General features: G+C 72.3%; 10 protein-coding genes. 9 read left to right on the forward strand and 1 reads right to left on the reverse strand.

The window, feature by feature from the left end; genetic code table 11:
- Positions 1 to 120 precede the first annotated feature (120 nt).
- The 4 genes from BMX65_RS00520 (at position 121) to BMX65_RS00535 (ending at position 3,297) form a co-directional block, all read left to right on the forward strand.
- Complete coding sequence (locus BMX65_RS00520) at positions 121 to 1,047, forward strand: ABC transporter ATP-binding protein (RefSeq protein WP_074998109.1); 927 nt, start codon at positions 121 to 123, stop codon at positions 1,045 to 1,047.
- Positions 1,044 to 1,832, forward strand: a complete 789-nt coding sequence (locus tag BMX65_RS00525; protein WP_398762244.1) for an ABC transporter permease — start codon at positions 1,044 to 1,046, stop codon at positions 1,830 to 1,832. The genes BMX65_RS00520 and BMX65_RS00525 overlap by 4 nt, the downstream gene beginning before the upstream one ends.
- Positions 1,833 to 1,855: 23 nt before the next feature.
- The gene (locus BMX65_RS00530) at positions 1,856 to 2,917 is read left to right on the forward strand and encodes a COX15/CtaA family protein (RefSeq protein WP_074998110.1); all 1,062 of its coding nucleotides are present in this window, start codon (positions 1,856 to 1,858) and stop codon (positions 2,915 to 2,917) included.
- A 62-nt stretch (positions 2,918 to 2,979) separates the two neighbouring features.
- Positions 2,980 to 3,297 carry a hypothetical protein gene (locus BMX65_RS00535; RefSeq protein WP_074998111.1) on the forward strand — a complete coding sequence of 106 codons (318 nt, stop codon included), beginning with the start codon at positions 2,980 to 2,982 and terminating at the stop codon, positions 3,295 to 3,297.
- A 138-nt stretch (positions 3,298 to 3,435) separates the two neighbouring features.
- Here the strand turns inward: BMX65_RS00535 and BMX65_RS00540 are convergent, their stop codons facing one another.
- Complete coding sequence (locus BMX65_RS00540) at positions 3,436 to 4,380, reverse strand: heme o synthase (RefSeq protein WP_074998112.1); 945 nt, start codon at positions 4,378 to 4,380, stop codon at positions 3,436 to 3,438.
- 583 nt (positions 4,381 to 4,963) lie between these two features.
- Here BMX65_RS00540 and tkt point away from each other — a divergent pair.
- The 5 genes from tkt to pgl all read left to right on the forward strand — a co-directional run bounded on the left by tkt (position 4,964) and on the right by pgl (position 11,717).
- Positions 4,964 to 7,039 (forward strand): transketolase, encoded by a 2,076-nt coding sequence (tkt, locus tag BMX65_RS00545; RefSeq protein ID WP_074998113.1) that lies wholly within the window; start codon positions 4,964 to 4,966, stop codon positions 7,037 to 7,039.
- Between the two features lie 130 nt (positions 7,040 to 7,169).
- Positions 7,170 to 8,288, forward strand: coding sequence for a transaldolase (tal, locus tag BMX65_RS00550; RefSeq protein ID WP_074998114.1), 1,119 nt, complete (start codon positions 7,170 to 7,172; stop codon positions 8,286 to 8,288).
- Between the two features lie 5 nt (positions 8,289 to 8,293).
- Positions 8,294 to 9,829 (forward strand): glucose-6-phosphate dehydrogenase, encoded by a 1,536-nt coding sequence (gene zwf, locus BMX65_RS00555; protein WP_074998115.1) that lies wholly within the window; start codon positions 8,294 to 8,296, stop codon positions 9,827 to 9,829.
- Entirely contained in the window at positions 9,826 to 10,944 is a 1,119-nt protein-coding gene (opcA, locus tag BMX65_RS00560) for a glucose-6-phosphate dehydrogenase assembly protein OpcA (protein WP_074998116.1), read from the forward strand. Before zwf ends, opcA begins: the two co-directional genes overlap by 4 nt.
- Complete coding sequence (gene pgl / locus BMX65_RS00565; protein WP_074998117.1) at positions 10,941 to 11,717, forward strand: 6-phosphogluconolactonase; 777 nt, start codon at positions 10,941 to 10,943, stop codon at positions 11,715 to 11,717. Before opcA ends, pgl begins: the two co-directional genes overlap by 4 nt.
- Positions 11,718 to 11,769 lie beyond the last annotated feature (52 nt).

The following is an 11,769-nucleotide window of genomic DNA, read 5'->3' on the forward strand; positions in this document are numbered from 1 at the left end:
CAAGCGACAGCTCTGACCAGCCCCGATGGAGTGCATCACGTAAGGCTGACCTAACCGGCGGGCCGGCGTCCGCCGCAGCCCGCCGCAGGAGCGCCGCAGCCCGCTCCCTAGACTGCCTGCATGCGAAGTTCAGCGGCTGTGGAGGTCGCCGGGCTGGTGAAGCGGTACGGCAGCAGGACCGCCGTCGACGGACTCGATCTGACCGTCGCGCGGGGCACCGTCACCGCGTTCCTCGGCCCCAACGGAGCGGGTAAGACCACCACCGTCGAGACCTGCGAGGGCTACCGCCGGCCGGATTCCGGCACCGTGCGGGTCCTCGGCCTCGACCCGGTCGCCCAGAGCGCCGAGCTGCGGCCCCGGATCGGGGTGATGCTCCAGAGCGGCGGGATCTACCCCACGGCCAGAGCCGAGGAGACGCTCCGCCATATGGCGGCACTGCACGCGCACCCGCTGGAGGTGCCCGCACTGATCGAACGCCTCGGCCTGGGCGGCTGCGGCCGCACCCCCTACCGCAGGCTCTCCGGCGGCCAGCAGCAGCGGCTCGGGCTGGCGCTGGCCCTGGTGGGCCGCCCCGAGCTGGTCTTCCTGGACGAGCCGACCGCCGGGCTCGACCCGCAGGCCCGGCACGCCACCTGGGACCTGGTGCGCGAGCTGCGCGCCGACGGTGTGACGGTGCTGCTGACCACCCACGCCATGGACGAGGCCGAGGAGCTGTCCGACGACGTCGCGATCGTCGACGGCGGCAGGGTCATCGCCCAGGGCTCCCCCGAGGAGCTGTGCCGGGGCGGCGCGGAGAACACCCTGCGCTTCACCGGCCGCCCGGGGCTCGACCTGAAGTCGCTGCTCAAGGCCCTGCCCCCGCAGACCGGCGCGGCCGAGCTCAGCCCCGGCAGCTACCGGCTCACCGGCACGGTCGACCCGCAGCTCCTGGCCACCGTGACGTCCTGGTGCGCGCAGAACGGCGTGCTGCCCGACCGGATCTCGGTGGAGCGCAGAACGCTGGAGGACGTCTTCCTGGAACTGACGGGGAAGGAATTGCGCTCGTGACCGGAACCGGTACCGGTACCACCGGCGGCAGGTACGCACCCGCGCCGGGAGCCGCGCCGCTGCCGCGCATGGTGCGGGCGCAGGCGTGGCTGGAGACCCGTACGCAACTGCGCAACGGCGAGCAACTGCTGCTGACCGTCGTCATCCCGACGCTGCTGCTGGTGCTCTTCAGCGCCGTCGACATCGTCGACACCGGCCGCGGCTCCCGGGTCGACTTCCTGGCGCCCGGCATCCTGGCGCTGGCGGTGCTCTCCACCGCCTTCACCGGGCAGGCCATCGCCACCGGCTTCGAGCGCCGCTACGGCGTCCTCAAGCGGCTGGGTGCCTCGCCGCTGCCCCGGTGGGGGCTGATGACCGCGAAGACCTGCTCGGTGCTGGTGATCGAGGCCCTGCAGGTGCTGCTGCTGAGCGCGGTGGCCCTCGTGCTGGGCTGGTCGCCGCACGGCAACCCCGCCGCTGTGCTGCTCCTCCTGCTGCTGGGCACGGCGGCCTTCTCCGGGCTCGGACTGCTGATGGCCGGCACCCTGCGGGCGGAGGCGACGCTGGCGGCGGCCAATCTGGTGTTCATCCTGCTGCTGGTCGGCGGCGGGGTCGTCGTCCCGCTGGAGAGGTTCCCGGACGGCGCGCAGAGCGTGCTGCAGCTACTGCCCATCTCCGCCCTCTCCGACGGGCTGCGCGAGGTGCTCCGGCACGGGACCGGGATGCCCTGGGGCGATCTGGGCGTGCTGGCGGTCTGGGCGGTGCTGGGCCTCGGCGCCGCCGCCCGGTTCTTCAAGTGGGAGTGACGCCCTCCGGGCGCCCCTCGTGAATGCGCGCACAAGCGGCCCTCTACCATGGCTTCGTGCCGAAACTGCTCGAACTCGTACGTAACCCCGTCGCGTACATCGCCGCGCGCTGGACCCCCTCGCCCCGCACCGTGGAGCGGGCGGCCCTGGCCGCGCTGCTGATGAGCATCGTCATCGTGGTGACCGGCGGCGCGGTGCGGCTGACCGGCTCCGGCCTGGGCTGCGACACCTGGCCCAAGTGCAGCGACGACAGCCTCACCGCCACCTCCGCCATGGGGGTGCACGGGGCCATCGAGTTCGGCAACCGCATGATGACCTGGGTGGTCTGCGCCGCGGTCGGCTGGACCATCATCGCCGCACGGGCGGCGAAACCCGCCCGCAGAGGGCTGAGCCGGCTCGCCTGGGCGCAGTTCTGGGTCGTGGCGGGCAACGGGGTGCTGGGCGGCATCACGGTCTGGGTGAAGCTGAACCCCTTCGTCGTGGCCGGGCACTTCCTGGCCGCGACCGCGCTGCTGACCGTCACCACCCTCACCTGGCTGCGCGCGCGGGAGGGCGACGCGCCGCCCCGGCCGCTGGTGGGCAGGCCCGTCCGCAGGCTCACCCACGTACTGGTCCTCTTCACCGCCTGCCTGATCGTCGCGGGCACCGTCGTCACCGGAGCGGGGCCGCACGCGGGTGACAGCAGCGAGGTGGACCGGATGCCGGTCGCCGTGGAGCTGGCCACCCGCACACACGCCGCGTTCGCCTGGGTCGTGGTGCTGCTGGCCCTCGTCCTCGCCCTCGGCCTGCGCCTCATGGACGCGCCGGCCGGGCCCCGGGGAACGGTGCGGAACCTGATCCTGGTGCTGCTGGCGCAGGGCGCCCTCGGGTATGTGCAGTACGCGACCGACCTGCCCGAGGTCCTGGTCGGCCTGCATCTGCTGGGCTCGACACTGGTGTGGGTCGGAGTGCTGCGGGTGGTGCTCTCCACCCGGGAGCGCGGCCTCCCGGCGGCCGCCGGGGACACCGTTCCCGCCCCTTCCCGGACGGCAGCGCCCGGCGCCACCGCCCCGGAACCGGCTGCGGAACCGGCTCCGAGCCGCTGACCGGTACTCCGGTAGCCCGGTACCTCTCGCCGCCTCGACTACTCGCGGGTAGCATCTGCGGTATGGCAGCAGACAGCAGCAAGCGGGCGGCCCGCCTCGCCAAGCAGACCGGCGCGTTCGCACAGCGGCACGGCGGCAGCGCCGAGGCGCAGATCGCCTATGTGGGACAGGTCGGCTTCCGGATCTCCCTGGTCGGTGCGGACGGCACCTGGGGCGATCTGATGGCCCCCTCCAAGGAGGCCGCCGAGGAAGCCGTGCGGGCCGAGGGCGTCACCCTGCGGGAGAGCTTCGACGGGGAGATGGCCGAGCACATGCGCACCGGCCGCTACGAGTGGGAGCGCATGGCCGGTATCCAACTGGGCGCACCCGGCGGCCGCTAGCAACCCGCGTGCCCCGGCCGGGGCCACACGCGCGGAAGACCGGTCCCTCCCGGCGGCGGGAGGGACCGGTCTTCCGTGCGTCGGCAGTGTGCGTCGACCGTGCGCGGCGCGCTCGGCGTACGAGAGTACGCGGCGCGCTCAGCGCACGAAGGGGTCGACGGCGACCGCTGCGAAGACCAGCGAGACGTAGGTGATCGACCAGTGGAAGAGCCGCATCTCCTTGAGCTTGGCACCGGTCAGCCCGGCCCGGGCGCGGGCCCGCAGCGCATGGGCCTCCCAGAGCCACAGTCCGCCCGCCAGCACCGCGACGAGCGGATAGAGCCAGCCGACGTAGCCGAGGGGCCACAGCAGCAGGGAGACGGCGACCATCACCCAGCTGTAGACGACGATCTGGTTGGCCACCACGACGTTTCCCGCGACGGCCGGGAGCATCGGCACGCCGACCCGCTTGTAGTCCTCGGTGACCTTCATCGACAGCGGCCAATAGTGGGGCGGGGTCCAGAAGAACATCACCAGGAAGAGGATGACGGCGGCCCAGCTCAGCTCGTTGGTCACCGCCGACCAGCCGATGAAGACCGGCAGGCAGCCGGCGATGCCGCCCCACACGATGTTCTGCGAGGTGCGGCGCTTGAGGAGCATCGTGTAGACGACGACGTAGAAGAGCAGCGCCCCCAACGACAGCGCGGCGGACAGCCAGTTGACCAGCAGTCCGAACATCAGGGTGGAGGCCACCGCCAGGCTGATGCCGAACACCAGGCATTCACGCGGGCTGACCATTCCGGTGACGACGGGGCGCCGCTGGGTGCGGTGCATCAGCGCGTCGATGTCCCGGTCGATGTACATGTTGAGCGCGTTGGCGCCGCCCGCCGACAGATAGCCGCCCAGGCAGGTGATCACCACGAGCCAGAGGTCGGGAACGCCCTGGGCCGCGAGGAACATGACCGGGATGGTGGTCATGAGGAGCAGCTCGATGATCCGCGGCTTGGTCAGCTCGATGAACGCCTTGACGCGGGCACCGGTCGGCCGGTGACCGCTGTGCTCCAGCGTCCCCGCAGGACGGGATTCGACGGCCGTCACGGACACCCCTGATCGCGTCATAAGGAATCAGCGAGCCCGCACCGGCGCACAGAAGGAAAAGTGCAGGCCCGGGCCAAGCTCGCGCGTACCACGCCACTTTAGACGTTGGCGATACCTCGCCCGTCATGGGGGGTCACCGTGTTGGCCCCGGGGCCCGGGCACCGCTCCGCTCCGGGGCCCGGCCCCACGCGCCGGGGCGGGCCCGGGCGGCGGGCGGCCGGGCAGGCGGCTCCGGGCAGGCGGCTCCGGCCGGGCCGCAGCCCTCCGGGCGTATCGCCAGGGCCCGGCTCCCGCCGGACCGGCTTCCGCCGCAACCGGGTCGTGTCCGACGGGCGGATCGGGGGAACAGACGTCAGCCTGGGAGTGGTGTTCCGGCGTCGCACGCCGCGGACCGGGAGGACGGGCGGTTGTCCGGGCCCTGCCTCCGGTCGTCGGCCGCGGCGAGGGTGACCACCCGTGACGGCCATCCGTGACGACCACAGAGTGAACTGTCGAAAAGTCGCACGTCCCGGCAGAGGTACGCTCGACACCGCCCGGTGAGCGCACAGACACCGGCCATCGAACATGTGGAGAGGAGCCCTGACGCAGGGTGAGCACCAAGCCGACCACCACAGACTTTGAGTGGACCGACCTGGACCAGCAGGCCGTGGACACGGTTCGAGTCCTGGCCATGGATGCCGTGCAGAAGGTCGGTAACGGCCATCCCGGTACGGCCATGAGCCTGGCGCCCGTCGCGTACCTGCTCTACCAGAAGCTGATGCGCCACGACCCGACCGACCCGGACTGGACGGGCCGGGACCGCTTCGTCCTCTCCGCGGGCCACTCCAGCCTGACCCAGTACATCCAGCTCTTCCTGGCCGGATACGGCCTGGAGCTGGACGACCTCAAGGCGTTCCGCACCTGGGGCAGCCGCACCCCCGGGCACCCCGAGCACGGGCACACGGCGGGCGTCGAGACGACGACCGGACCGCTGGGCCAGGGCGTCGCCAACGCGGTCGGCATGGCGATGGCGGCCCGGTACGAGCGGGGGCTCTTCGACCCGGACGCGGCCGAGGGCGACTCCCCGTTCGACCACACCGTCTGGGTCATCGCCAGCGACGGCGACCTGGAGGAGGGCGTCTCGGCCGAGGCGTCCTCGCTCGCCGGCCACCAGCGGCTCGGCAATCTGATCGTGCTGTGGGACGACAACCACATCTCGATCGAGGGGGACACGGCGACCGCGTTCTCCGAGGACACCCTGCAGCGGTACGAGGCGTACGGCTGGCACGTGCAGCGCGTGGACCAGCAGGAGAACGGCGACCTGGACCCCGAGGCGCTGCACGCGGCGCTGGAGGCGGCACGGGCCGAGACGGGGCGCCCCTCCTTCATCGCGATGCGCTCCATCATCGCCTGGCCGGCCCCCGACGCGCAGAACACGGCGGCGGCGCACGGCTCCGCGCTCGGCGAGGAGGAGGTCGCGGCCACCAAGCGGGTCCTGGGCTTCGACCCGGACCAGCACTTCGCCGTCTCCGACGAGGTCCTCGCGCACGTCCGCAAGGCCAGCGACCGCGGGCGCGCGATGCAGGCCGAGTGGGACAAGCGGATGGCCGTCTGGCGCACCGCCGACCCGCAGCGGGCCGCCGAGTTCGACCGGATCCGCGAGGGCCGGCTGCCCGAGGGCTGGGAGAAGGCGCTGCCCGTCTTCCCGGCCGGTGAGTCGGTGGCCACCCGCAAGGCGTCCGGCAGCGTGCTCAAGGCGCTGGGCCCGATCGTCCCCGAGCTGTGGGGCGGCTCCGCCGACCTGGCGGGGTCGAACAACACCACGTTCGCGGACACCTCCTTCCTGCCGGAGGGCGGCCCGCTGCCGGGCGCCGACCCGTACGGGCGTACGGTGCACTGGGGCATCCGCGAGCACGCGATGGGTTCGACGATGAACGGCATCGCGCTGCACGGCAACACCCGGATCTACGGCGGTACGTTCCTGGTCTTCTCCGACTACATGCGCCCTGCCGTCCGGCTGGCCGCGCTGCTGAAGGCCCCGGTCACCTACGTCTGGACGCACGACTCCATCGGTCTGGGCGAGGATGGTCCGACGCACCAGCCGGTCGAGCACCTGGCGGCGCTGCGCGCCATCCCCGGTCTCAACGTCGTCCGCCCGGCGGACGCCAACGAGACCTCCGAGGTGTGGGCGGAGATCATGCGCCGGCACACCAGCAAGCCGGCGCCGCACGGCCTGGCCCTCACCCGGCAGGGCGTACCGACCTACGAGGCCGACCCGGCCGCGGCCAAGGGCGGGTACGTGCTCCTGGAGGCCGAGGGCGGCCACCCGCAGGTGGTCCTGATCGGCACCGGCTCGGAGGTGCAGCTCGCCGTCGAGGCGCGCGAGCGGCTCCAGGAGCAGGGGGTGCCCACCAGGGTCGTCTCGATGCCGTGCCTGGAGTGGTTCGAGGAGCAGGAGCAGTCCTACCGGGACAGCGTGCTGCCCCCGGACATCAAGGCGCGGGTCGCCGTCGAGGCGGGCGTGGGCCTGACCTGGCACCGGTACGTGGGCGAGGCCGGGCGGATCGTGTCGCTGGAGCACTTCGGTGCCTCGGCGGACGGCAAGGTCCTCTTCCGGGAGTTCGGTCTCACCGCCGAGGCCGTGCACCTGGCGGCGAAGGAGTCGCTGCAGGCGGCCGCACGCTGACCGTGCGGGGCACCTCCCCGGCTCCGGCCCGGGAGGTGCCCCGGCGGCCCGGCCGCCCCCGCCGGGCGTCCGGTCCCCGCGGCGCACCCGGCACAACAAGAAGCCAACAAGCACAGGAGATGCGAATCCCATGACAGACGCACTGAAGCGCCTCTCCGACGAAGGCGTCGCGATCTGGCTGGACGACCTGTCGCGCAAGCGCATCACGTCGGGCAACCTCGGCGAGCTGAAGGACGAGCAGCACGTGGTCGGTGTGACGACCAACCCGACCATCTTCCAGAAGGCGATCTCGGCGGGCGACGGCTACCAGCAGCAGGTCTCCGACCTGGCTGCCCGCCGCGTCTCGGTCGACGAGGCCGTCCGGATGATCACCACTGCGGACGTCCGCGACGCCGCCGACATCCTCCGCCCGGTCCACGAGGCGACCGGCGGCAAGGACGGCCGGGTCTCCATCGAGGTCGACCCGCGCCTGGCGCACAACACGCAGGCCACCATCGCCGAGGCCCGGCAGCTCGCCTGGCTGGTGGACCGTCCGAACACGTTCATCAAGATCCCGGCCACCGAGGCCGGTCTCCCGGCCATCACCGAGACGATCGGCAAGGGCATCAGCGTCAACGTCACGCTGATCTTCTCGCTGGAGCGCTACCGCGCGGTCATGGACGCCTACATGGCGGGCCTGGAGAAGGCCAAGGCGCTGGGCATCGACCTGTCGCAGATCCACTCCGTGGCCTCCTTCTTCGTCTCCCGCGTGGACACCGAGGTCGACAAGCGGCTGGCGGCGCTGGGCACGGACGAGGCCGCGGCGCTGAAGAGCAAGGCGGCCGTCGCCAACGCGCGGCTGGCCTACCAGGCGTACGAGGAGGTCGTCGCCTCCGACCGCTGGCAGGCGCTGGAGAAGGCCGGTGCCAACCAGCAGCGTCCGCTGTGGGCGTCGACCGGGGTGAAGGACCCCGCGCTGCCGGACACGCTGTACGTCACCGAGCTGGTCGCGCCCAACACCGTCAACACCATGCCGGAGGCGACCCTGCAGGCCGTGGGCGACCACGGCGAGATCGGCGGCGACGCGGTCCGCGGCAGCTACGAGGAGGCCCGGGCGGTGCTCGACGGCATCGCGAAGCTCGGCATCTCCTACGACGACGTCGTGGCGGTCCTGGAGGAGGAGGGCGTCCAGAAGTTCGCGGACTCCTGGAACGACCTGCTCACGTCCACCGAGGCCGAGCTGCAGCGCCTGGCCCCGAAGGAGGCGTAACCGAATTGAGCAGCGCGAGCGGCACAGCCAACCCGCTGCGTGACGCCCAGGACCGACGGCTCCCGCGCATCGCGGGGCCGTCGGGCCTGGTCATCTTCGGCGTCACGGGCGATTTGTCACGGAAAAAGCTGATGCCTGCGGTGTACGACCTCGCCAACCGCGGGCTTCTCCCACCGGGCTTCTCCCTCGTCGGTTTCGCCCGGCGCGACTGGGAGGACGAGGACTTCGCCCAGGTCGTGCACGACGCGGTCAAGGAGCACTCCCGCACTCCCTTCCGGGAGGAGGTCTGGCAGCAGCTCGCCCAGGGCATGCGGTTCGTCCCCGGCGAGTTCCACGACGACCAGGCGTTCGAGACCCTCCGGACCACGATCGACGAGCTGGACAAGTCCCGGGGCACCGGCGGCAACTTCGCCTTCTACCTCTCGGTACCGCCCAAGTTCTTCCCCACCGTGGTCTCCCAGCTCAAGAAGCACGGGCTCTCGGACGCCGGCCCCGACTCCTGGCGGCGCGCCGTCATCGAGAAGCCCTTCGGCCACGACCTGAAGTCGGCGCAGGAGCTGAACGCCGTCATCCACGAGGTGTTCCGGGCCAGCGAGGTCTTCCGGATCGACCACTACCTCGGCAAGGAGACGGTCCAGAACATCCTGGCCCTGCGCTTCGCCAACACGCTGTTCGAACCGCTGTGGAACCGCAGCTACGTCGACCACGTGCAGATCACGATGGCCGAGGACATCGGGATCGGGGGCCGGGCCGGCTACTACGACGGCATCGGCTCGGCCCGGGACGTCATCCAGAACCACCTGCTGCAACTGCTCGCCCTGACCGCCATGGAGGAGCCCACCTCCTTCGACGCCAAGGCGCTGCTGACCGAGAAGCTGAAGGTGCTCAACTCGGTGCGGCTGCCGAAGGACCTGGGCAAGCACACCGTGCGCGGCCAGTACGCGGCGGGCTGGCAGGGCGGCGAGAAGGTGCCCGGCTATCTCGACGAGGACGGGATCGACCCGCACTCGAAGACCGACACCTACGCGGCGATCAAACTGGGGATCGACAACCGGCGCTGGGCCGGGGTGCCGTTCTATCTGCGCACGGGCAAGCGCCTGGGCCGCCGCGTCACCGAGATCGCGGTGATGTTCCAGCGGGCGCCGCACTCCCCCTTCGACGCCACCGACACCCAGGAACTGGGCCAGAACGCGCTGGTCATCCGCGTCCAGCCGGACGAGGGCGTGACCATCCGGTTCGGCTCCAAGGTGCCCGGCACCCAGATGGAGATCCGGGACGTGACCATGGACTTCGCCTACGGCGAGTCCTTCACCGAGTCCAGCCCGGAGGCGTACGAACGCCTCATCCTCGACGTCCTGCTGGGCGACGCGAACCTCTTCCCCCGGCACCAGGAGGTCGAACGCTCCTGGGAGATCCTCGATCCCGTCGAGGAGTACTGGGACGAACACGGCAAGCCCGAGCAGTATCCCGCCGGGACCTGGGGACCCCAGGCCGCCGACGAGATGCTCGCACGCGACGGACGGATTTGGCGGCGGCCATGAACATCGATCTGACGGACACCACGTCCAGCCGCATCAACGCCGAACTGGTCAAGGCGCGCCGCTCCCTCGGCTCGCCCGCCATGGGCATGGTGCTGACCCTCGTCATCGTCACCGACGAGGGGAACCACTACGACGCGCTCAAGGCCGCCAGCGGCGCCTCCAAGGAACACCCCTCGCGGATCCTCGTCGTCGTCCGCCGCCCCGGCCGCTCCCCGCGCGACCGGGCGCAGCACCGGCTCGACGCGGAGGTCCGGGTCGGCGGCGACGCGCGTGAGGCGGGCTCCGGAGAAACGATCATTCTGCGGCTGCACGGCGAACTGGCCTCGCACGCCCACAGCGTGGTGCTGCCGCTGCTGCTGCCGGACGCCCCGGTCGTCGTGTGGTGGCCCGAGGACGCGCCCGAGAACCCGTCCGAGGACCCGCTGGGCAAGCTGGCCCAGCGGCGCATCACCGACGCCGCCGCGACCGAGGACCCGGTCGGCGCGCTCAGCCTGCGCGCCAGCACCTACGCGCCGGGCGACACCGACCTGTCCTGGACCCGCATCACACCCTGGCGCAGCATGCTCGCCGCCTCGGTGGACCAGAAGCAGCTCACCATCAAGTCGGCCGTCGTCGAGGGCGAGGAGTACAACCCCTCCAGCGAACTGCTCGCCCTCTGGCTCGCCGAACGGCTGCGCATCCCGGTCGAACGCCGGATCTCCGAGGGCCCCGGCATCACGGGCGTCCAGTTGGAGACGGGCGAGGGCCAGATCTGCCTCGACCGCGCCAACGGCGCACTCGCCGAGCTCGCCGTCCCCGGCCAGCCCGACCGGCACGTCGCCCTCCAGCGGCGCAGCACGGCCGAGCTGCTCGCCGAGGAGCTGCGCCGGCTCGACCCGGACGAGGCATACGCCGAAGCCATCCACTTCGGCGTCAACCGGATCTCCGGCCCGGACCCGGCGCATCCCACCCCTTCCGCGCCGGCCCCCGCGCCGGCCGAGGCCCGGACGAAGCCGGCCGCCGCGGGCTCCGCGGCCACCGGCGGAAAGAGCGCCCGGAAGGCGACCGGCGGCAAGCGCGGGAGCGCCGCGGCGCAGCCGGCCCCGTCCCGGTCCGCGGGGAAGGCGGAGTCATGACGGGCGCCCGCGAAGTGGTCGTGCACACCGGCAAGGACGAACTGGCCCGGTCGACGGCCGCGCGGCTGGCCGGCCGCCTGGCCGACGCGCAGGCCGCACGCGGGACCGCGTCGGTGGTGCTGACCGGGGGCCGGAACGGCAACGGGCTGCTGGCCGCACTCGCCGACTCGCCCGAGGCGCGCGCCCGGCTGGACTGGTCCCGGCTGGACGTGTGGTGGGGGGACGAGCGCTTCCTTCCCGAGGGGCATCCGGACCGCAACCACACCCAGGCCCGGGAGGCGCTGCTGGACGCGGTGCCGCTGGACCCGGCGCGGGTGCATGTGATGCCGCCCTCCGACAGCCGGTACGCGGGCGATGCCGAAGCCGCGGCGGAGGCGTACGCGACCGAGCTCGCGGCCGCGGCGGGCGCCGACCCCACGGTGCGGGTACCGGCCTTCGACGTCCTGCTGCTCGGCGTGGGGCCCGACACCCATGTCGCCTCGCTCTTCCCGGAGCACCCGGCGCTGCGGGAGACCGAGCGCACGGTCGTCGGCGTGCACGGGGCGCCCAAGCCGCCGCCCACCCGGCTGTCGCTGACGCTGCCCGCGATCCGCGCCGCTGAGGAGGTGTGGCTGCTCGCGGCCGGCGCCGACAAGGCCGACGCGGTCGCCCTCGCCCTCGCCGCGGACCCCGGGCCGCTCCAGGCACCGGCCGCCGCGGCGTACGGGCGCTCGCGGACGCTGTGGCTGCTGGACCAGGCGGCCGCCGCCGGCCCCCCGGCGACGGGGGCCTGACCTCCCACCAGGTAAGCGTCGCAGGGGCCCGCCTCCGGGAGGCGGGCCCCTG

Source organism: Streptomyces qinglanensis (genome assembly GCF_900111245.1).
Taxonomy (GTDB): domain Bacteria; phylum Actinomycetota; class Actinomycetes; order Streptomycetales; family Streptomycetaceae; genus Streptomyces; species Streptomyces qinglanensis.

Excerpts from the sequence above, each read along its gene's own strand:
- opcA (WP_074998116.1), top strand. The coding sequence starts at position 9,826 with ATGAACATCGATCTGACGGACACCACGTCCAGCCGCATCAACGCCGAA.
- pgl (WP_074998117.1), top strand. The coding sequence starts at position 10,941 with ATGACGGGCGCCCGCGAAGTGGTCGTGCACACCGGCAAGGACGAACTG.
- BMX65_RS00520 (WP_074998109.1), top strand. The coding sequence starts at position 121 with ATGCGAAGTTCAGCGGCTGTGGAGGTCGCCGGGCTGGTGAAGCGGTAC.
- tal (WP_074998114.1), top strand. The coding sequence starts at position 7,170 with ATGACAGACGCACTGAAGCGCCTCTCCGACGAAGGCGTCGCGATCTGG.
- BMX65_RS00535 (WP_074998111.1), top strand. The coding sequence starts at position 2,980 with ATGGCAGCAGACAGCAGCAAGCGGGCGGCCCGCCTCGCCAAGCAGACC.
- BMX65_RS00530 (WP_074998110.1), top strand. The coding sequence starts at position 1,856 with ATGCGCGCACAAGCGGCCCTCTACCATGGCTTCGTGCCGAAACTGCTC.